At 72.1% G+C, this 20,580-nt stretch carries 20 protein-coding genes; 13 read left to right on the top strand and 7 right to left on the bottom strand.

Annotated features, from left to right (window positions below; genetic code table 11):
• Positions 1–134: 134 nt before the first annotated feature.
• The 3 genes from fabG (at position 135) to B0675_RS35260 (ending at position 2,135) form a co-directional block, all read left to right on the top strand.
• The gene (gene fabG, locus B0675_RS35270; RefSeq protein WP_081223659.1) at positions 135–854 is read left to right on the top strand and encodes a 3-oxoacyl-[acyl-carrier-protein] reductase; all 720 of its coding nucleotides are present in this window, start codon (positions 135–137) and stop codon (positions 852–854) included.
• A gap of 5 nt (positions 855–859) precedes the next feature.
• On the top strand, positions 860–1,627 hold the full coding sequence (gene fabI, locus B0675_RS35265) for an enoyl-ACP reductase FabI (protein ID WP_081223658.1): 768 nt from the start codon (positions 860–862) through the stop codon (positions 1,625–1,627).
• Positions 1,628–1,778: 151 nt separating this feature from the next.
• A complete protein-coding gene (locus B0675_RS35260) occupies positions 1,779–2,135 on the top strand; it encodes a hypothetical protein (RefSeq protein ID WP_081223657.1) in 357 nt (118 codons plus the stop codon).
• A gap of 3 nt (positions 2,136–2,138) precedes the next feature.
• Here the strand turns inward: B0675_RS35260 and B0675_RS35255 are convergent, their stop codons facing one another.
• Entirely contained in the window at positions 2,139–2,849 is a 711-nt protein-coding gene (locus B0675_RS35255) for a FadR/GntR family transcriptional regulator (RefSeq protein ID WP_081223656.1), read from the bottom strand.
• A 119-nt stretch (positions 2,850–2,968) separates the two neighbouring features.
• Here B0675_RS35255 and B0675_RS35250 point away from each other — a divergent pair, with 119 nt between their 5' ends.
• The 4 genes from B0675_RS35250 (at position 2,969) to B0675_RS35240 (ending at position 5,856) form a co-directional block, all read left to right on the top strand.
• Entirely contained in the window at positions 2,969–4,258 is a 1,290-nt protein-coding gene (locus tag B0675_RS35250) for a CynX/NimT family MFS transporter (RefSeq protein WP_241540078.1), read from the top strand.
• 71 nt (positions 4,259–4,329) lie between these two features.
• Positions 4,330–4,446, top strand: coding sequence for an SGM_5486 family transporter-associated protein (locus tag B0675_RS42500; protein ID WP_263974370.1), 117 nt, complete (start codon positions 4,330–4,332; stop codon positions 4,444–4,446).
• Positions 4,447–4,729: 283 nt separating this feature from the next.
• A complete protein-coding gene (locus tag B0675_RS35245) occupies positions 4,730–4,942 on the top strand; it encodes a hypothetical protein (protein WP_081223654.1) in 213 nt (70 codons plus the stop codon).
• A 383-nt stretch (positions 4,943–5,325) separates the two neighbouring features.
• The gene (locus B0675_RS35240; RefSeq protein ID WP_081224062.1) at positions 5,326–5,856 is read left to right on the top strand and encodes a histidine phosphatase family protein; all 531 of its coding nucleotides are present in this window, start codon (positions 5,326–5,328) and stop codon (positions 5,854–5,856) included.
• A gap of 58 nt (positions 5,857–5,914) precedes the next feature.
• Here B0675_RS35240 and serB read toward each other — a convergent pair whose 3' ends face one another.
• Both serB and B0675_RS35230 read right to left on the bottom strand, forming a co-directional pair.
• Positions 5,915–7,138 (bottom strand): phosphoserine phosphatase SerB, encoded by a 1,224-nt coding sequence (gene serB / locus B0675_RS35235; RefSeq protein WP_081223653.1) that lies wholly within the window; start codon positions 7,136–7,138, stop codon positions 5,915–5,917.
• An 894-nt stretch (positions 7,139–8,032) separates the two neighbouring features.
• Positions 8,033–9,865: a streptophobe family protein gene (locus B0675_RS35230; RefSeq protein ID WP_347110811.1), complete on the bottom strand. Its 1,833-nt coding sequence runs from the start codon at positions 9,863–9,865 to the stop codon at positions 8,033–8,035.
• 292 nt (positions 9,866–10,157) lie between these two features.
• Here B0675_RS35230 and B0675_RS35225 point away from each other — a divergent pair, with 292 nt between their 5' ends.
• Positions 10,158–12,656 (top strand): FHA domain-containing protein, encoded by a 2,499-nt coding sequence (locus tag B0675_RS35225; RefSeq protein WP_081223651.1) that lies wholly within the window; start codon positions 10,158–10,160, stop codon positions 12,654–12,656.
• 88 nt (positions 12,657–12,744) lie between these two features.
• Here B0675_RS35225 and B0675_RS35220 read toward each other — a convergent pair whose 3' ends face one another.
• The 3 genes from B0675_RS35220 to B0675_RS35210 all read right to left on the bottom strand — a co-directional run bounded on the left by B0675_RS35220 (position 12,745) and on the right by B0675_RS35210 (position 15,607).
• On the bottom strand, positions 12,745–13,488 hold the full coding sequence (locus B0675_RS35220; RefSeq protein ID WP_081223650.1) for a transglycosylase SLT domain-containing protein: 744 nt from the start codon (positions 13,486–13,488) through the stop codon (positions 12,745–12,747).
• A 302-nt stretch (positions 13,489–13,790) separates the two neighbouring features.
• Positions 13,791–14,915 (bottom strand): S-adenosylmethionine:tRNA ribosyltransferase-isomerase, encoded by a 1,125-nt coding sequence (locus tag B0675_RS35215; protein ID WP_081223649.1) that lies wholly within the window; start codon positions 14,913–14,915, stop codon positions 13,791–13,793.
• Positions 14,912–15,607 (bottom strand): SDR family NAD(P)-dependent oxidoreductase, encoded by a 696-nt coding sequence (locus B0675_RS35210; RefSeq protein WP_081223648.1) that lies wholly within the window; start codon positions 15,605–15,607, stop codon positions 14,912–14,914. The genes B0675_RS35215 and B0675_RS35210 overlap by 4 nt, the downstream gene beginning before the upstream one ends.
• A gap of 220 nt (positions 15,608–15,827) precedes the next feature.
• Here B0675_RS35210 and B0675_RS35205 point away from each other — a divergent pair, with 220 nt between their 5' ends.
• From B0675_RS35205 to B0675_RS35190, 4 genes are all read left to right on the top strand, one after another.
• A complete protein-coding gene (locus B0675_RS35205; protein ID WP_081223647.1) occupies positions 15,828–16,994 on the top strand; it encodes a GAF domain-containing sensor histidine kinase in 1,167 nt (388 codons plus the stop codon).
• On the top strand, positions 16,987–17,628 hold the full coding sequence (locus B0675_RS35200) for a response regulator transcription factor (RefSeq protein WP_081223646.1): 642 nt from the start codon (positions 16,987–16,989) through the stop codon (positions 17,626–17,628). The genes B0675_RS35205 and B0675_RS35200 overlap by 8 nt, the downstream gene beginning before the upstream one ends.
• Positions 17,629–17,840: 212 nt before the next feature.
• Positions 17,841–18,086 carry a chaplin gene (locus B0675_RS35195; RefSeq protein WP_081223645.1) on the top strand — a complete coding sequence of 82 codons (246 nt, stop codon included), beginning with the start codon at positions 17,841–17,843 and terminating at the stop codon, positions 18,084–18,086.
• A 195-nt stretch (positions 18,087–18,281) separates the two neighbouring features.
• Positions 18,282–18,521, top strand: a complete 240-nt coding sequence (locus B0675_RS35190; protein WP_081223644.1) for a chaplin — start codon at positions 18,282–18,284, stop codon at positions 18,519–18,521.
• Positions 18,522–18,784: 263 nt separating this feature from the next.
• Here the strand turns inward: B0675_RS35190 and B0675_RS35185 are convergent, their stop codons facing one another.
• On the bottom strand, positions 18,785–19,573 hold the full coding sequence (locus tag B0675_RS35185) for a hypothetical protein (RefSeq protein ID WP_081223643.1): 789 nt from the start codon (positions 19,571–19,573) through the stop codon (positions 18,785–18,787).
• Positions 19,574–19,694: 121 nt separating this feature from the next.
• Here B0675_RS35185 and B0675_RS35180 point away from each other — a divergent pair, with 121 nt between their 5' ends.
• The gene (locus tag B0675_RS35180) at positions 19,695–20,486 is read left to right on the top strand and encodes an ABC transporter ATP-binding protein (protein WP_081224061.1); all 792 of its coding nucleotides are present in this window, start codon (positions 19,695–19,697) and stop codon (positions 20,484–20,486) included.
• The last annotated feature ends 94 nt before the right edge of the window (positions 20,487–20,580 follow it).

The following is a 20,580-nucleotide window of genomic DNA, read 5'->3' as shown; positions in this document are numbered from 1 at the left end:
AGAGGGCACCCGGACCCACTGTCGGTGCCCGATTCTCTGACAGGCCGGACGGACCGATAGGTTTTCGAGGAAGGCGCCTGCACGCAGGGGTCCCGCACGCAGGGGTTTCAGTCCGCTATCGAAAGGGTGATCCGTTGAGCCGCTCGGTTCTCGTCACCGGAGGCAACCGAGGCATCGGCCTCGCCATCGCCCGCGCATTCGCCGACGCAGGCGACAAGGTCGCGATCACATACCGGTCCGGTGAGCCGCCGGCCGCCCTCATGGATCTGGGGTGCCTCGCCGTCAAGTGCGACATCACGGACACCGAGCAGGTGGAGCAGGCCTACAAGGAGATCGAGGCCGAGCACGGCCCGGTCGAGGTCCTCGTCGCCAACGCCGGCGTCACCAAGGACCAGCTGCTGATGCGCATGTCCGAGGAGGACTTCACCTCGGTCATCGACACCAACCTGACCGGCGCCTTCCGCGTGGTCAAGCGCGCCAACCGCGGCATGCTGCGGGCCAAGAAGGGCCGCGTCGTCCTCATCTCGTCGGTGGTCGGACTGCTCGGCTCCGCGGGCCAGGCGAACTACGCCGCCTCCAAGGCCGCCCTTGTCGGCTTCGCGCGTTCGCTCGCCCGGGAACTCGGCTCGCGCAACCTCACCTTCAACGTCGTCGCGCCCGGCTTCGTCGACACCGACATGACGCAGGCGCTCACCGACGAGCAGCGCGCGAACATCGTGTCGCAGGTGCCGCTGGGCCGTTACGCGAAGCCCGAGGAGATCGCCGCGACGGTGCGGTTCCTCGCCTCGGACGACGCCTCGTACATCACTGGAGCCGTCATCCCGGTTGACGGCGGACTGGGAATGGGTCACTGATCACCATGAGCGGAATTCTCGAGGGCAAGCGCGTCCTGATCACCGGTGTGCTGATGGAGTCCTCCATCGCCTTCCACACCGCCAAGCTGGCCCAGGAGCAGGGCGCCGAGATCATCCTGACCGCGTTCCCGCGGCCCACGCTGACCGAGCGCATCGCGAGGAAGCTCCCGAAGCCCACGAAGGTCATCGAGCTCGACGTCACCAACGACGAGCACCTCGCCCGTCTCGCCGACCTCGTCGGCGAGGAGCTGGGCGGCCTCGACGGCGTCGTGCACTCCATCGGCTTCGCGCCGCAGGACGCCCTCGGCGGCAACTTCCTCAACACGCCGTTCGAGTCGGTGGCCACGGCCATGCACGTCTCGGCGTTCTCCCTGAAGTCGCTGACCATGGCCTGCCTGCCGCTGATGCAGAGCGGCGGCTCGGTCGTCGGCCTCACCTTCGACGCGCAGTACGCGTGGCCCCAGTACGACTGGATGGGTCCGGCCAAGGCCGCCCTGGAGGCCACCAACCGCTACCTCGCCCGCGACCTGGGCAAGCAGAACGTGCGCTCCAACCTCATCTCCGCGGGCCCCATCGGCTCGATGGCCGCCAAGTCCATCCCGGGCTTCAGCGAGCTGGCCTCCGTGTGGGACTCCCGCGCCCCCCTGGAGTGGGACCTCAAGGACCCCGAGCCCGCCGGCAAGGGCGTCGTCGCCCTGCTGAGCGACTGGTTCCCGAAGACCACCGGCGAGATCATCCACGTGGACGGCGGCCTGCACGCCATCGGCGCGTAACACCCACGCCCGGTCCGACGCCCCGTTTCCCGCAGCTCGCGGGGACGGGGCGTCCCCCGTTCGGCCTACTCGGCCGGGCGCCCGGGGTACCCCGGCACGCAGTCTGGGAAGACGCACCGCCCCGCAGCCGTACGGCCGAGGAGGTCCCCTTGTGCGCCTGTCCCGCCGCGTTGCCCCGGCGCTCGCCGCTGTCACCCTGGTGATGGCCGTTCCGACCGACGCGATACCCCGGACGTCGGGCGACGACGGCACCGGCCTCGCACGCTCCGCGCGGTCCCAGCCCTTCGGCGCCGACTGCCGGACCACCGTGACCGGCTCGCACGTCGTGGCGTACTGCCACAACCCCTATGTGGACACCGACACCGTCCGGCTGCACGTCGAGTGCGCCCGCTGGTGGGACGTCGACACGGACACCGCCCCCGTCGACGTCGCGCCGGCGCTGACCGTCCGGCTGACCGGGCGGTGCTGGAAGGAGATCCGCGCCGTCTGGATCACGCACGGCACCTGACGGTCAGCCGCGGCCGGTCCCCAGCGCCCGCCCCTGGGCGTCCAGCCGCCCCGGCCGGCACATGAACGCGTAGCTCCCCGCCTCCTCGGCCGCGGCCTCCGGGGCGCCCGAGCGGATCGCGTCGACGAGCCGGGCGTGGTCCATGTGACTCTCCGGCGTCAGCTCCGCGCCCACGTCCTCGCGCAGCCAGTCGCGCAGCACCTCGCCCAGGTCCGCGTACATCGCCGTCATGACGTCGTTGTGGGACGCGGCCACCACGGCCAGGTGGAAGGTCGCGTCGGCGGTCACGAAGGCCTCCGTGTCACCCGACTCCCAGGCCTCCTCCCGGCGTACGAGGAGGGCGTCCAGCTGTTTGAGATCGCGCTCGGTGCGCCGCTCGGACGCCAGCGCGGCGGCACTGGACTCCAGCGTGGACCGCAGCTCGGCGATGTGCCGGGGGTCGGCGTCCGCGAACCTGCGGTGCATCACACCCGCCAGCTCACTGGTCGCCACGACATAGGTGCCCGAGCCCTGCCGGATGTCCAGCAGACCGTTGTGGGCCAGCGCCCGGACGGCTTCGCGCACCGTGTTGCGGGCGACACCGAGCTGGTCGACGAGTTCCGGCTCGGTGGGGATGCGGGAGCCCACCGGCCACTCGCCCGAGGTGATCTGGGTCCGCAGCTCGGCGATGACCTGCTCGGACAGTGCCGAACGGCGGGGGTGGCTCAACGGCATGACGGTCCTTCGTACGGGCCCGGGTGCGGTCGGTCGCGCGGGCCGGAGATTCCGGAGATTAACGCAGCGGGTTCAGCGGATTGGACAGCCAATCATCCCATGATTCTATGATGGGCGTCATGGCAAGCGAGGAGACCCGGACGACGATGACGTCCCCACCGACAGACCGGCCCGCCGAGAGCACGACGGCCCGGCCGCCCGCCCCGCGCGCGTGGGCGACGCGATTCGTGGTCGTGGGCATCGTCCTCACCGCCCTGAACCTGCGTCCGGCCATCACCAGCCTCGGCGCCCTCCTCGAAGAGGTGCGCGACGGGCTCGGCATGAGTGGCAGCGTCGCCGGACTGCTCACGTCCGTGCCACCGCTCTGCTTCGCCGTCTTCGGTGTGACGGCTCCCCGGCTCGCCCGCCGCTTCGGGCCCGCCGCGGTCGTCTGCGCGGGCATGGCCGCCATCGCGGCCGGCCTCGCGCTGCGCCCCTTCATCGGGGGGACGGCCGGGTTCCTGGCCGCCAGCGCGCTCGCGCTCATGGGCATCGCCGTCAGCAACGTCCTGATGCCCGTGATCGTCAAGCGCTGGTTCCCGGACCGGGTCGGCTCCATGACGGGCCTGTACTCGATGGCGCTCGCGCTCGGCACCTCGCTCGCCGCGGCCGTCACCGTGCCCATGACCGATGCCCTGGGCGGCTCGTGGAAGTCCGGACTCGTGGTCTGGGCGGGCCTCGCGGCGGCGGCCGTGCTCCCGTGGATCCCGCTCGTCCGCGCGCGGGGAGCCGCTCCCGGCTCCGCCGGACAGGCGCCCGCGGACGCCCGCCAGGAAGCCCCCGCACTGCGCATCACCCGCAGCCGTACGGCCTGGGCCCTCGCCGTCTTCTTCGGCCTCCAGGCCACCGCCGCCTACATCACCATGGGCTGGATGGCACAGATCTTCCGCGACGCCGGCGTCGCCGCGGGCACCGCGGGACTGCTCCTCGCGGTCACCATGGTGATGGGCGTGCCGCTGGCCTTCGTCATCCCGCGTCTCGCCACCCGGCTGCCCCACCAGGGCCCCATCGTGGTCGCCCTCGGTGTCTGCGGACTCGCCGGATACGCGGGCCTCTACCTCGCCCCGGCGGGCGGCGCCTGGGCCTGGGCGGTACTCCTCGGCGTCTCCAACTGCGCCTTCCCGCTGGCCCTCACCATGGTCGGCATGCGGGCCAGGACCGGCGCCGGTGTCGTCCAGCTGTCGGCGTTCTCCCAGAGCACCGGCTACCTCCTGTCGATCCCCGGCCCGCTGCTCGTCGGCGTCCTCTACCAGCACAGCGGCGGCTGGGGCCTCCCGCTCGCGCTCATGGCCGGGCTGATGATCCCGCAGATCGCGGTCGGCGTCCTCGCGGGGCGCAACCGGACGGTCGAGGACGAGCTGGCCGGCTGACCCCGGCCGGCGCGGCCCACGAACCGGGACCCGGCGGCGGCCGGGCCCACCCGGGGTGCGAGACTGAGGCCATGCCTGTGCTCGACCCGAACCCCCAGAACGGCCAGAAGAAGCTGCTGCTCGTGCTCGGCGCGATGCTGGCCATCACGGTGATCATCGGCATCATCGCGTCCATCGCCTCACCGTGAACGACCGCGCCCGTCGACCGTCGAACGGCTGACCTCGCGCCGGTCCGCGGCCGGCCCCGCGTCCTGAGCCCCAGGGCCCGCTCCAGTGCTCTCCCGACCCCGCCGCGTCCCGCGCCGGGGCGCCGCGGAGCCCGGGGGTAGGGCTAACCCCCCGTCCCCTAGGGGGCGAGTGTCAGGGTCAAGTGGGTGGATCACCGGATGGGTCGGAGCCCGCGCGGTCCGTACCTTCGAATCGTGGCCGCGAGGAGCGGCCCGCGACCACTCGAAGACCCACGGAGGCGGCATGTCGGCCCGTACGCACACCCGGATCCACCCGGCGGCGCCCGGCCGTGTGGACATCCGCCTGCCCTGGTGGGCCCTCGCTCTCCCCACGCTCGCCTTCATCACGCTGCTGCTGATGATCCTGAACCCGTCGGACGCGCACGCCGCGGGCGGGGACCCGGCCCTCACGCACGTGTTCGAGCGCATCCAGACGGTGCTGCACACGGCCCCGTGACGAGACGCGCTGCTCCGTGACCGTGTCGCACGAAAGCCACGTGACGGAAGCCCGCCGCCCCGCTGCCCGCCTCCGCCCGCCCGGCCAACCGCGCCTCTCACTCCGCACCCCCGGCCCCGCCTCCACCCACCACGACCAGCCATACCGGCACTTCACACCACCACGACACCGCATGCCACGGGGGCGCGGTGTGTCACCGATGCACCCATGCCGGTGCCCGACCCGCGCGAGGCCCCGCACCGGGCGACCGCCCACCACCGAGAGCGACCGCTTCGCCCCTTTCGGGTACGGCATCACCCCTGACGGGGGAGGGCGTCACCCGTGCCGGGGGAGCACGTCAACTCCCTGCGCCTCGCGGCATGTTTCGTGCGAAGCTGGGACGCATGAGCGTCGCAGAACCCCGCAGGATCGTCCTCTTCCGGCATGCGAAAGCCGACTGGCCGCAGATGTCCGACCACGAGCGGCCGCTCGCCGACCGGGGCCGGATGGACGCCGCCGTCGCCGGGCGCAGGCTGGGTGAGACCGGCATCCCCTTCGATCTGGCCCTCTGTTCCACCTCGATCCGGACCCGTGAGACGTGGAAGCACGCTGTCCAGGAGCTCCCGCACCGGCCGAAAACGGTCTACGAGGAGCGGATCTACGAAGCCTCGCCCGGCGAGCTGATCGCGGTCCTCAACGAGACCCCGGACGACGTGCGGAGCGTGGTCCTGATCGGTCACAACCCGGGCGTCCACGGCCTCGCGGACGTCTTGGCGGGCCAGGCCGAGGACGACACCCGTGAACGGATGAAGGCCCAGGGCTTCCACACCGCGGCCTTCGCGGTGCTCTCCTTCGACGGCCCCTGGAAATCCCTGGAACCGGGATCGGCCTCGCTGACCGAGTACTGGGCGCCCACCGAGGAGACCGGCCACTGACGGCGACGGGGCCCGGCACCACCAGGTGCCGGGCCCCGTCCGCAGCGCGGGCGCCGTGTCAGTGTGCGGCGGTGTCCTCGTCCTCGTGCATGTCGGCGGCCTCGACCTCTTCACGGGTGACGCCCAGCAGGTACAGCACCGTGTCGAGGAACGGGAAGTTCACCGCGGTGTGCGCGGCCTGGCGCACCACCGGCTTCGCGTTGAAGGCGACCCCGAGGCCGGCGGCGTTGAGCATGTCGAGGTCGTTCGCGCCGTCGCCGACCGCCACGGTCTGGGCCAGCGGCACCCCGGCCTCGGCGGCGAACCGGCGCAGCAGACGTGCCTTGCCGGCCCGGTCCACGATCTCCCCGGTCACCCGGCCGGTCAGCTTGCCGTCGACGATCTCCAGGGTGTTGGCGTGGGCGAAGTCGAGCCCGAGCCGCTCCTTCAGATCGTCGGTCACCTGGGTGAACCCGCCCGACACGACGCCGACTTGGTAGCCGAGCCGCTTCAGCGTACGGATCAGGGTGCGCGCGCCGGGAGTCAGCCGGACCTGTTCGCGGACCTTCTGCACGACCGACTCGTCGAGCCCGGCGAGGAGCGCGACGCGGGCGTGCAGCGACTGCTCGAAGTCCAGTTCGCCGCGCATGGCGGCCTCGGTGACTCCCGCGACCTCGTCCTCGCATCCGGCGTGCGCGGCGAAGAGCTCGATCACCTCGTCCTGGATGAGCGTCGAGTCCACGTCCATCACGACGAGCCGCTGGGCGCGCCGGTGCAGGCCCGCCGCCACGACGGCGATGTCGACGCCGAGCGCGGCGGCCTCGGTCACCAGCGCGGTCCGCAGCGCCTCGGTCTCGGCGCCGGACACGGCGAACTCGACTGCTGTCACCGGGTACTTGGCGAGACGGAAGATGCGGTCGATGTTGCCGCCGGTCTTGGTGATCCGGGCGGCGATGGCGGCCGTCGACTCCGCGGTGAGGGGGTGCCCGAGCACCGTCACCAGCGAACGCCCGGAGCCGCGCGGCCGGTTGTCGCCGAGGCCGGAGATGATCTCGGCCTGCATCTTCATCGACTCCGCCCAGCTGTGGACGGTGGCCCTCAGATCACCTTCGAGACCGGGGGTCGGCTCGGTCACGAGCGCGCACAGCACCATGCGGCCCCGGGTGACGACCTGCTCGATGTCGACGACGTCGACGGAGTAGGCGGCGAGGGTGTCGAAGAGTCCGGCGGTTATGCCCGGGCGGTCCTTGCCGAAGATCTTGACGAGGAGTGTGGGCACATCAGAGGTCTGCGAAGCGCTCATGGTGATCCCACCGTATCCGGCACGGCGTGCCGTCCGCCCGCCTGGTCCGCCTGACGGACAGCGAACACTGCCCGACACCCAGGCATCCCCGGGACGACCCCCACACGCCCTCTCGGGTTGCGCCCCGGGATGACCCCCGTACGCCCTCCCCACCACGCACCACCCCGCACCGCCGCCACCCGCCGGGCCGCACCCCCAATCCCTCCACCCGAGGCAGCCCCCGCCGGACCAGCGCGGCACCACCCGTCTCTCGCCCCCTCCGCCCCTACCCGTCCCACCCCTGGGGCTCCGCCCCAGACCCCGCTCCTCAATCGCCGGAGGGGCTGAATTTCCCCCGCTCGAAGCGCTGAAGGATCTGCCCGCACCCGGGATCAGTCGGAAGAGGCGAGCCCCGGCCACGCACGGCCCCCAGCCGCCGTCCACGATGGCCCCACCCTGCTACCGCCCGCGACCGCCCTCCGGCGAGAGGGGCCGTGGAGGGGCGGCCCCAGCCCGCTACCGCCCGCAGCCGCCGTCCGGCGGGAGGGCTCTTGGCCGGCGACCCCAGCCCGCCACCGCCCGCACCCGCCCTCCGGCGAGAGGGGCCTTGGCCGGCGTCCCCGGTCCGCCACCGCCCGCAGCCCCCGTCCGGCGAGAGGGGCCGTGGAGGGGCGGCCCCAGCCCGCTACCGCCCGCAGCCGCCGTCCGGCGGCAGGGCTCTTGGCCGGCGGCCCCAGCCCGCCACCGCCCGCACCCGCCCTCCGGCGAGAGGGGCCGTGCCGGTACATCAGATGCCCGTCGCTTACGTTCGGATCGAGCAGCCGGGCGTTGATGACCGACGTCTGATTCAGCGGCGACGGGCGGATGTACCGGCACGGCCCCGACCCACCCACAGGCGCAGGCGCTCGGCCGGCCTCAGCGCCGCGGCCGTCCTCCCGGCGGAGGCGGCGCCGGCGGTGGCGGGGGCGGCGGCGGAGGAGGCCCACCCTCACCCCCGTCCGGCCGCCGCTTCGGCAACGGCCCCATCGGCCGCATCACCGTCGGCGCCCCGTACACGTCCCCGGACCCCTGTCCCGGCACCGGCCCGCCCTCGCCCCCCGGCCGCCGATCCTCAGGCTCAGCCTTCCGCAACTCCTCCGGCACCCTCAGATACGGATTGGTGTCCGGATTCGGCGCCCGATACGACCCCCGAGGCCGATACGGCCCAGCCTCACCCCCACCACCCGCACCCGGACCAGATCCCGCACCCGGACCAGCTCCCGGACTCAGAGCAACCCCCGCATCAAGACCCGCACCCGCGCCGCCCCCGCTCGCCACAGCCCCCGCCCCCGCCCCCGCCGTCGCCGCCAAGACGGCCACCCGCCGTCCCGCCGCCCCACTCACGCACGCCAGCAAGGCACCCACGCCCCCGGCCCCCGCCCCCCACACCGCACCGAGCACCAACGCCATCCCCAGTCGCCCGTGCAGCAGGATCCCCGCGCCGAAGGCGTCGAACCCGAGGACCGACAGCGACGCGTCCACCGACACGTCCGTCAGCCAGGCGAGCAGCGGCAGTGCCAGTGCGGTCGCGACGCCGAGCCGAACGGCGCAGAGGCCGGCGAACCGCAGCGCGCTCCCACCTCGTACAGAGGTGTCACCCGGTGCCCCCGCAACGGCCGCACCCCCGGCCCGTACGAATGGCGTACGGACAGCCGTCAGGACGCCCGCGTACAGCATCATGAGCGCGGTCGCGACGGCCAACAGCCAGACCCGGCCGTCGAGTTCGGCGAGGCGGCTCAGGGTGACGGGCCGGTCGGTGCCACCGCCGAGGAGCCGGTCGAGCGGATCGGGCAGGAGCTTGGCGAGTTCGCCGGTGGCCCGCCCGTCCCAGGGGACGAAGAGCCCGAGCGGGACGGCGAGCCACGCGCCGTTGGGCGCGCCGAGCAGCGCCGCCCCCGCGATCCGCTTCGGATGGTCGTCGCCGACCGCCGCGTACGCCGCCGCGGCGAGTCCGGCGAGGACCGTGACGAGAAGGACGGTGACGAGGGAGGCGACGGCCGGCCGTACGACGCGGTGCACGGCGTCCCAGCCGGGCGGAAGGGGCGTACGCCGGGAGGCGAGCAGGGCGATCAGCAGGACGCCGGCGGCCCAGGCGGCTCCGCCGAGGAGGGTCGGCGCGGTGTCGACGGAGAAGCCCACGGCCGCCTTCGCCTTCACGAGGTCGCCGACCTTGTCGGGCAGCAGCCCCCCGAGGTCCCCCAGATCGCCCAGTCCGCCCGGAAGTTTGTCGGTGATGTCCCCGAGTCCGCCACTTCCGCCGGCGACCTTGTCGAGCCCGAGCCTGCCGCCGTCGATGGTGATCACGTCGTGGCCGGCCCAGGCGAGTCCGCCGAGGGTGGCGACGAAGAGGACGATCACCGAGCCCGCGCGCGCCAGGAGTTCGGAGGGCGCGACCACAACTCCGGCCGCGCGCAAGGACCTCAGGAAGAACCACCCCATGAGGAGCGCGCCGACGAGCCCGACGCCGAGCGGGGTGATCTGGATGGCGGTGTGGGCCTGCGCGCCCCGCAGGCCGAAGGCGGACACGTCACCGGACGGGGTCACCGAACCGTTCGCCCCGAGCGCGACGACGGCCGCGGTCATCGGGCCGAGCGAGCCCGCGGTGTCCGCGCCGAGGAGATGCAGACCGAGCGCCGCGGTGCCCGCCATGCCGACCAGCGCCCAGCTCACGGAGGCGATCGCCGACAGGAGTACGTCCCCCCACGGCACCCCCCGCGGCACCCTCCCGGTGCCTCCGCCGTGCCGCTCGGTCCCGTTGCCCATCGCCAGACCCCCCGATCCGCGCCGCGGCGATCCCGCGGATGTCCCCCTCGCGGGGGATTACCACTCTCCGGTCCGGTTTCAACCCCGTCAACGGAAACGGGCAACTCGCCCGTACCCATCGTTCACATGGCCCGACTTTCGGTCGGGGGCCTCCTACTGAAATAGTTCCCCACGATGTTCGACATCCCTAGACTCCCTGTGTTGGGGGTAACTCGGGGGACAACACAGTGGGGCTGGAGTGCCGGAACTCGTACTGGAATTGAATGGACGGACCTGGACGCTCGATGCCTCCAGGTCCTACGCCCTCGGACGCGATCCGCAGGGGGACATCGTGCTCGACGACGCCAGGGTGTCCTGGCGTCACGCCACGATCAGCTGGAACGGCCGTAGTTGGGTCATCGACGACCACGGGAGCACCAACGGCACGTTCGTACACGGGCAGCGCGTCCACCAGACGGAGGTCGGACCCGGTTCGGCCGTGCATCTCGGCAACGCGACCGACGGCCCGCGGGTGAGCCTGTCCGGCACGGCGGCCTCGGTCGCACAGCCGCAGCAGCAGCCGTACGCGGCGCAGGGCGCGGGCCCGGGCTGGTCTCAGCAGCCGACGCCGCAGCAGGCTCCGGGCCAGGGCGGGCAGCAGCCGCCGCAGCCCATGGGCATCCCGCAGCAGCAGGGACCCGGTGGGGGCGCGGGGGCGCCGCCGGTGTACGGAGACCGCAGCCCGACGACGTTCCACCAGTTCTCGCTGGGGCGCGTGATGCGCATCGGTCGTGCGCTGGAGAACGAACTGGTGGTCTCGGACCTCCAGGTCTCCCGGCACCACGCCGAGTTCCACGCGACGCCGGACGGCCGCTTCGAGATCCGCGACCTCGGTTCGCACAACGGCACGTACGTCAACGGCATGCCGATCACCAAGGGCGGCTCGGCGCTCCTCGGCCCGAACGACATCGTCGGTGTCGGCCACTCCACGTTCCGGCTGGTGGGGGACCGTCTCGAGGAGTTCGTCGACACCGGTGAGGTGTCCTTCTCGGCCCGTCATCTGACGGTCACGGTCGACGGCGGCAAGCAGATCCTCAAGGACGTCTCCTTCGGCGTGCCGGAGAAGTCGCTCGTCGCGGTGATCGGCCCCTCGGGTTCCGGCAAGTCGACGCTTCTGAAGGCGCTCACGGGTTACCGCCCCGCCAACCAGGGCGACGTCCTCTACGACAACCGAAACCTCTACAAGCAGTTCGCCGAGCTGCGCCAGCGCATCGGTCTGGTCCCGCAGGACGACATCCTGCACAAGGAGCTGACCGTCAAGAAGGCCCTGAAGTACGCGGCCAAGCTGCGCTTCCCCGCGGACACCACGGGCCAGGAGCGCGAGGCCCGGATAGACGAGGTCCTGCGCGAGCTGAAGCTGGACGTCCACAAGGAGAAGAAGGTCACCTCCCTCTCCGGCGGCCAGCGCAAGCGGGTGTCGGTGGCGCTGGAGCTGTTGACCAAGCCGTCGCTGATCTTCCTGGACGAGCCGACCTCCGGTCTCGACCCGGGCATGGACCGTGACGTCATGCAGTTGCTGCGCGGCCTCGCCGACGACGGTCGTACCGTCCTGGTGGTCACGCACTCGGTGGCCGAGCTGGCGATCTGCGACAAGCTCCTCGTGATGGCGCCGGGCGGTGCCGTCGCCTACTTCGGCCCGCCGGAGGAGGCGCTGAACTTCTTCGGCTACGAGACCTGGGCCGACGTCTTCTCCGCGTTCGAGAACTACCGCGACTACGACTGGGCGGGCCGCTGGAAGGGCTCGCAGCACTACCAGATGTACGCCGCGGACATCGACGCCGTCGCCCCGCAGTCGACGCAGATGCCGTCGGCGCAGGCGATGAAGCCGCCGAAGCCGCAGAGCTGGGGCTCCCAGCTGACGACGCTGATCCGGCGCTACGCCTCGGTCATCGCGTCCGACAAGGGCTTCCTGGCGCTGACGGTGATCCTGCCGGCGGTGCTGGGCTCGGTGAGCCTGCTGATCGACAACGGCAAGACCCTGCTGGTCAACGACAAGGTGCTGCCCTCGGGCGTCCATGTCGCGAACGGCACGGCCACGACGGTCCTGCTGATCCTCGCGGTCGGCGCGTGCTTCGCGGGCGCCGCCAACTCCGTCCGTGAGCTGATCAAGGAACGGGTGATCTACGAACGGGAGCGGGCGACCGGGCTGTCCCGGTCCGCCTACCTGATGTCGAAGGTGATCGTCCTCGGCGTGGTCACCCTGCTGCAGGGTGCGCTGGTCGGCGCGATCGGGTTCGGCAGCCGCACGGTCCCGGACGAGGGCCTGATCCTCAAGAGCCTGCCCAAGGTCGAGCTCACCATCCCGATCATGGCGCTGGGCTTCGCGTCGATGATGTTCGGCCTGGTCATCTCCTCGCTGGTGAAGACCGCCGAGAAGACGATGCCGCTGCTGGTCATGTTCGCGATCGTCCAGGTCGTCTTCACCGGCTGCCTGTTCATCCTGAACGGCACGGTGGGGGTCAACCAGTTCTCGTACCTGATGCCGGCCCGCTGGGCGGTCGCCGCGTCCGGCACGACGCTGGACTTCAACAACATCTTCCCGAACCCCGACGATCCGACGAACACGGACCCGCTGTGGGACCACACGGCCGGCGCCTGGGCCATGGACATGGTCGCGCTGATCGCGCTCGGTGTGGCCTGCGGATTCCTCGTGGCCCGCTTCCTGCGCCGCCACGAGCCCGAGGTCATGCGCAAGTAGCTTCCGCGTCCGAGGACAGCGCGAGGGCGGCACCCCGGATCGGGGTGCCGCCCTTCGGCGTCTGTGACGGGAGCTCCGCGCTCGGCCCTCAGTACGCGCTGTTGACGTTGTCCATCGAGCCGTACTTGTCGGCCGCGTAGTTGGCGGCGGCGGTGATGTTGGCGACCGGGTCGTAGATGTTCCACGACGTGCCGGCCACGTGGTAGGCGTTGAAGGTCGGCGGGATGACCTGCAGCAGACCCTTCGACGGGATGCCGTTGATGGCGTTGATGTCCCAGTCGTTGATGGCCTTCGGGTTGCCCGAGGACTCACGCAGGATGTTGCGGTGCAGCCCGTTGTAGGAGCCCGGGATGCCCTTCGACTTCATGATGTCCAGGGACTCGCGGATCCAGCCGTCGAGGTTGTTCGCGTACGTCTTGGCGGAGACGGGCTGGACCTTGATCCGCTCGGAGGAGCGGCTCGCGGCGGCCTTGGAGCGTGCCTGGGCGGCCTTCTTCGCGGCTGCCTTCTTCTTCGCGGCGGCTGCCTCGGCTGCCTTCTTCTTCGCCGCGGCGGCGTCGGCCGCCTTCTTCTTCGCGGCGATGTCCTGGGCCTTCAGCTTCGCGCCGGCCAGCTGGTCGGTGACGCTGGCCTTGACGTCCTTGATCTGCTTGTCGCTGTAGGCGACCTTCGCGGTGGAGACGGCGGCGTCGTTCGTGGTGGTGTGGGAGTTGTCCGGCACCAGGGAGAACGCGAGGGTGGCGGCACCGAGGGTGGCCACGCCGGCGATCGAAAGCTTGTGGAGCTTGGTCAGCTTCGGACTATGTCCAGGAGTGATGATGTTCTTGGGCATGACTGAGACCTCTTCGAATAGCGCGGAGGTCGCTCGCGGTCCGAGGGGACATTGCTTCATTGCGTTTCCGGACGAACGCCCCGGGGCAGAACCCGAGGCGCTGAGCGACGAGGGCAATTCTTAGCGGCCGCAAAATGCTGTGGCAAAGGTGTGACGTACGAAGCCAGGTAGTGGAGACGGAAAGGGCAAAACGGGGCAGACTGGCACGTCTGCCCCGCTCATCCAGGGTCCAGTTGTCTCCTATGTCCGTTCGTACGTGATGTGCACCCTATGTGCGGGCTCACATCGGAGGTGTTGCGATCTCACCAAGAGTTGCGTGCGCAACGCTCTGTGTGAGGGGTCTCCTCCGGGAGGATGAGGTGCACGTCGCCGAACTCGTGCCAGAGGTAGAGCCCGGCCAGCGCGGCCTCGTAGCCACGGTCCACGGCAGCCCTCCCGGCGACCGCCTCCAGCATCAGAAGATGCGAGGCCTCCGGCTCGTGCAGCCCGGTCAGCAGCCCGTCGACGATCCGTACGCCCCGCTCCGGGGTCACCACCAGGTCCGTCCAGCCCCGCGCCGCCCGCACCAGCCCGTCCGGCCCGGTCGCGGACTCCACGGCCCGCACGGCCGTCGTACCGACCGCCACGATCCGGCCCCCACCGGCCCGCGCCGCGTTGATCAGCCGGGCCGACGTCTCCGGCACGGCGTAAGGCTCCGGATACGGCGGCTCGTGCGCCTCCGCCGACGCCACCCCCGTGTGCAGGGTGACCGGAGCGAACTGCACCCCGCGGCTCACCAGCTCCGCCACCATGCGCGCGGTGAAGGGACGGGCCGCGCTCGGCATCTCCGCGCTGCCCGCCCCGTCGTCGGACGGCAGGGCGAACACCGTCTGGTAGGCGGACAGTGGCTGGTCCCGGTCCGTGTAGGAGTAGCGGATGGGCCGCCCGCACCGCCGCAGCAGGCCATGGATGTCCGCGCCGTCCGGCACCCGCGCCCACCACAGCCGCGGTCCGCGCGCGCTCAGCGGCTCCTCCAGGACAAGGCGTACGTCCTCCGGCAGCCGCACCTCCGTCCCGGCGGGCCCGCCCGCACGCGCACGCGTGGTGCCCGTCCCGTCCGGATCCCGCAGCTCGACGGCCCACCGCCCGTCGTCGCCGCGCGTCGAGAAGTGCACCACCACGCGCGCGTGCCCGACCCGCCCGTCCACCGCCGCCGCCAGGGTGGCCGACGTGTTCACGATCAGCAGGTCCCCGGCCTGGAGCTGCCGCGGCAGCTCCACGAACGCGTGATGCGACACCGCACGGCCCCGCGACACCAGCAGCCGTACGGAATCCCGCTCGCGCCCCGCGCCCCGCTGCTCGGCCGGCACCCGCGCGGACAGCTCCTCCGGAACGGCTCCCCACGTCCGGCCGCTCCCGGCCGCAGGCACCCCCGTCGCCGTCGTCATCGCTGCTCCAGCAGGGCCGGAGCGGCGTAGCGGCCGCTGGCCGGCCGTTCGTCGAGCAGTCGCAGGAACGCCGGAACCACCCGGTCCGGCGCCGGCCGCGGATCGTCGTCGTCCGGCACGGCCGCCCGGTACAGGTCCGTTCCCATGTCCCCGGGGTCCACGGCCCAGACCCGCAGCCCGGGCTCCTCCTCGCCGAGCACCGCCGACAGCTGGTCGAGCGCCGCCTTCGAGGCCCCGTACCCGCCCCACGTCTCGTACGCCTCCGCCGCCGCGTCCGAACTGACGGCCACGACCGCCCCGGCCGGCGCCGCCCGCAGCAGGGGCAGCGCCTCCTGGACCAGGCCCAGCGCGGCGACCACATTGACCTCCAGCGCCCGTCGCAGCCCGTCCAGACCCAGCTCCTCCAGACGCACCAGCGGCTCGGCGCCCAGCGCGCTCGCGTTGTTCACCAGCAGGTCGACCCCGCCCAGCTTCCGGGCCGCCGCCACGAGCGCGGCCCGGTGACCGGCGTCCGTCACGTCTCCGGGCAACGCCTCCACCCGCGTCCCGTACGCGGCCAGGTCCACGGCGCTCTCCTCCAGCGCCCCGGCCGATCTGGCGTCCAGCACCAGATCCCAGCCGCGCTCCGCGAGGGCCGCACCCAGCGCCCGTCCCAGTCCCTTAGAGGCCCCTGTGATGATCGCTACCGGCATAACGTCCGTCCCCTCGTCCATGACCCGCCCTCCGGCGGATGCCCTCACGCTAGGAACGGGACCCGCCCGGCCGCCTCGTACGCGGGCCGCAATGATCCGGGTCCCTTCGTCCTAGGTCCGCCAAGGGCACGGGAACGGACCCGGCCTAGGCCCAACGACCCAGGTCGGCGCCATCACCGGTCCGATACGCGCTGTCACCGCCCGCCGGTACGTTGGGGGCATGAGCCAAGGACCCCGGTCGGGCCTGTACGCGGTGAGCACCGCGCTGCTGGCCATGAGCCGGCACCTCGAAGTGCGCGACGTCCTCAAGACGATCGTCGCCTCGGCGCGCGAACTGCTCGACGCGCAGTACGCGGCCCTCGGCGTGCCCGACGACCACGGGGGCTTCGCCCAGTTCGTCGTCGACGGCGTCAGCGACGCGCAGTGGAAGGCCATCGGCCCGCTCCCGCGCCAGCACGGCATCCTCGCCGCGATGCTGAGCGAGGCCCGCCCCGAGCGCCTCGCCGACGTCCGCGAGGACCCCCGCTTCGAGGGCTGGCCCTCCGCCCACCCCGACATGTCCGACTTCCTCGGCCTGCCCATCCGGGACGGCGACGAGACGATCGGGGCGCTCTTCCTCGCGAACAAGCGGCGCCCCGCGGGGGACGACAGCACGGCGCCGGGGGCGCACACCTGCGGCTTCACCGAGGACGACGAGGAACTCCTCACCATCCTCGCCCAGCACGCGGCGATCGCCCTCACCAACGCCCGCCTCTACGAACGCAGCCGCGAGCTGACCATCGCCGAGGAGCGGTCCCGCCTCGCGCACGAACTGCACGACGCCGTCAGCCAGAAGCTGTTCTCCCTGCGCCTCACCGCCCAGGCCGCCGCCACCCTCGTCGACCGGGACCCCTCCCGGGCCAAGGGCGAACTCCAGCACGTGGCCTCCCTCGCAGCGGAGGCCGCGGACGAACTGCGCGCGGCCGTCGTCGAGTTGCGGCCCGCCGCACTCGACGAGGACGGCCTCGTCGCCACCCTGCGCACCCACATACAGGTCCTCGACCGCGCCCACTCCGCGCGCGTCACCTTCGCCGGCCGCGGCGTCCGGGCGCTGCCCGCCTCCCAGGAGGAGGCGATGCTGCGCGTGGCCCAGGAGGCCCTGCACAACGCGCTGCGCCACTCCGGCGCCGCCCACGTCGACGTCACCGTGGAGAGGCGCGGCCCCGGCGCCGTCCTGCACGTGGTCGACGACGGCAGCGGCTTCGACCCCACCGCGACACGCAACGCCGGGCGCCACCTCGGCCTGGTGTCGATGCGGGACCGGGCGAGCGGGGTCGGCGGCAGACTCACCGTGCAATCGGCGCCCGGAAAGGGCACCACGATCGAGATGGAGGTCCCTGGTGGCTGACGCAATCAAGGTGCTGCTCGTCGACGACCACCAGGTCGTCCGCCGGGGCCTGCGCACCTTCCTCGAGGTGCAGGACGACATCGAGGTCGTCGGTGAGGCGTCCGACGGCGCCGAGGGAGTCGCCCGCGCCGAGGAGCTGAAGCCCGACGTCGTCCTGATGGACGTGAAGATGCCGGGCATGGACGGTATCGACGCGCTGCGCAAGCTCCGCGAACTCGCCAACCCCGCCCGCGTGCTGATCGTCACCAGCTTCACCGAGCAGCGCACGGTGGTGCCCGCCCTGCGCGCGGGCGCCGCCGGGTACGTGTACAAGGACGTGGACCCCGACGCGCTGGCCGGCGCCATCCGCTCCGTCCACGCGGGGCACATCCTCCTGCAACCCGAGGTCGCGGGCGCCCTGTTGTCCCAGGAGGAGGCGAACACGGGCCAAGGGAGAGGCGGTTCGCTCACCGAACGGGAACGCGAGGTGCTCGTGCTGATCGCCGACGGCCGCTCCAACCGGGAGATCGCCCGCGCCCTGGTGCTCTCCGAGAAGACGGTGAAGACCCACGTCTCGAACATCCTGATGAAGCTCGACCTCGCCGACCGCACCCAGGCCGCCCTCTGGGCCGTCAGGAACGGCATCGCGGGCTGACCACCCCCGGAGCGGTCACCAGCGGCTCCCTGCTCCGGCGCACCCCTCGGGCGCGGCCGGGGCCGCCCCCCGACGAGGGGGTTCCGGTCCGGAATGAGATTCATACCGTCGTGTGTATGTCCCCCGAACGGCGCAACCTCCGAGGATCGTCGCCGTTCTCCAGGGCGTGCTGCGGCGACCTGCCGCAGTGTTCGCAAGGAGGGGTTTCAGAAGTGAAGAACCTGAAGAAGGTCACCGCTGTCGCGATGGTCGCCGGTGGCCTGGTCGCCGCCGGCGCCGGTATGGCCTCGGCCTCCGACGGATCGCTGGCGGTCGGCAAGGCCGAGGGTTCCCCCGGTGTCATCTCGGGCAACACCATCCAGGCCCCTGTCCACGTCCCGGTGAACGCGGTCGGCAACAGCGTGAACGTCATCGGCGTGCTGAACCCGGCGTTCGGCAACCTCGGCCTCAACCGCTGACGTCCGCCGTCGGACGGTCGTGACCACCGGCTCCCGGGGATTCCCCGGGGGCCGGTCTGTTTGTCGGCTCATCGGTGTAATGCATCGAACGGGGCAATCGCGACGGCCTCCCGTGCCGTCCCGGCCTCCCCGGCGTTGCTCAGCGTACGACCCGCGGGCCGGGTCGGATCCGTATACGCAGGAGGAACGCTTCTCATGAACATCGCCAAGAAGGCCGCCCTGGCCATCACCGTCGCCGGCATCGCCGCCGGTGCTTCCGCCGGTGCCGCTGTCGCCGACTCGGGCGCCGAGGGTGCGGCCATCGGGTCGCCGGGCGTCGCCTCGGGCAACGTCGCGCAGGTCCCGGTCCACGTCCCGGTGAATGTCGTGGGCAACTCCGTCAACGTCATCGGCCTGCTCAACCCGGCCTTCGGCAACGGCGGCGTCAACGGCTGACGCACCACCTGGAGGAGCCCCGCGAACGGAAACGATTCGCGGGGCTCTTCCGCGTCCCGGCCGGCACCGCGCAGCCCCGGCCGCGTCGAGAACTCCGGGGCAGGCCGGCCGGCACGGACACCCGCCCCGCCCGACAACGAGGCCGGCCCGGAACGATGCGGTGACCATCACCCGCATCACCCGCATCACCCGCATCACCCGCATCACCCGCGAAGGCCGCCGACGCGCGCGCACGGGCGCCGGCGTCACGCAGCGGGCCGACTTCAGCGGACGCCGCGCTCCCGCTCCTCCACGAACGCGTTGTACGCCGCCACCTGCGCCCGCCGCGCCGTCCGCTCCACCGGCCGCAGCGCCTCGGCCCGGGCGGCCATCTCCGAGGCGCTCACCGCGCCACCGTGCCCGTTCTCGTACGCCACCGAGATGAGCAGCCCCACCCGCTGCGCCAGTTCCAGCACGCGCACCGCACGCGGCGGATACCCGGGAGCCAGTACCTCCCGCCCGCGCTCGGCCCGCGCCCGGTACGCGTCGACCGCCGCCTCGGCGACCGGTCCCGACCCGGCCACGTCCAGACGCGACAGCACCTCCGTCGCGTCGCGCAGCGCCTCCGCCAGCTCCCGCTCGGCCTCACCGAGCGAGGGCACGTCGGCTGGCGGCGCCTCCCGCACGGCGAGGCAGTGCCAGACGACCTCGACGTGCACGTCGCCGGCGGGCCCGGCCTCGTACACCTCCGGTACGAGCCCCAGTGCCGACCCGTGGCACACCACGGCCTCCTCGGCCTCCAGGGCGCGCGCGTTGAACGCGGGCGGGCCGCTGAGCCCGAGGGGATGGCCCGGCGCGGGCAGCGCCACCCGCAGCCCGGTCACCCCGAGCGCGCGCAGCCGGCCGAGGGCGAGCGTGAGCCCGACGGGCCCCGACTCGCCCGGCAGCCCCTCGACCCGGTGCACGGCGTCGTCACCGACGATGGCGAGCACGGCGTCGTCCGGCGAAACAAGTCCGGCCAATAGGGCATTTCCCCATGCGGCCAGTTGTCCTGAGCGTGGTTCCGAGAGCATGCCTCCACCCTAAGGACCGACCGATGGATCGGTGCGGCCGACCGGTGGCGTAGGTTTTCCCTGGGGGCTGCGTCCACAGACGTAAGCGACGGCCGAGACTGCAATGGGAGACAACGCGCTCATGAGCGATGTACTGGAGCTGGAGGACGTATCCGTGGTCCGCGAGGGCCGGGCTCTGGTGGACCAGGTCTCCTGGTCGGTCAAGGAGGGGGAGCGCTGGGTCATCCTCGGTCCCAACGGCGCCGGGAAGACGACCCTGCTCAACGTCGCCTCCAGCTACCTCTTCCCCAGCGCGGGCACCACCACCATCCTCGGCGAGACCCTCGGCAAGGTCGACGTCTTCGAGCTCCGCCCGCGCATCGGCATCGCCGGCATCGCGCTCGCCGAGAAGCTCCCCAAGCGCCAGACCGTCCTGCAGACCGTCCTCACCGCCGCCTACGGCATGACCGCCGGCTGGAACGAGGACTACGAGGACGTCGACGAGCGGCGCGCCCGCGCCTTCCTCGACCGTCTCGGCATGAGCGAGTACCTGGACCGCAGGTTCGGCACCCTCTCCGAGGGCGAGCGCAAGCGCACGCTGATCGCCCGCGCGCTGATGACCGACCCCGAGCTCCTCCTCCTCGACGAGCCCGCCGCCGGCCTGGACCTCGGGGGACGCGAGGACCTCGTGCGCCGCCTGGGCCGCCTCGCCCGCGACCCGATCGCGCCCTCCATGATCATGGTGACGCACCACGTCGAGGAGATCGCCCCCGGCTTCACCCACGTCCTGATGATCCGTCAGGGCAAGGTGCTCGCGGCCGGACCCCTGGAGCTCGAACTCACCTCGCGCAACCTCTCGCTCTGCTTCGGCCTCCCGCTCGTCGTCGAGCAGGTCGGCGAGCGCTGGACCGCGCAGGGCCTCCCGATGGCCTGACGCCCCCGGGCGCACGGACGCGCAGATCCCGTCAGGAGCAGGCGAGTTGATCGTGCGCCCTGTCCGCGGGAGGAGTGCGGTCCTACCATGACCA

The organism is Streptomyces sp. M41(2017), assembly GCF_002078175.1.
Lineage (GTDB): Bacteria > Actinomycetota > Actinomycetes > Streptomycetales > Streptomycetaceae > Streptomyces.
Note: the sequence above shows the minus strand (reverse complement) of the source record. Positions and strands in the feature narration are given on the sequence as shown.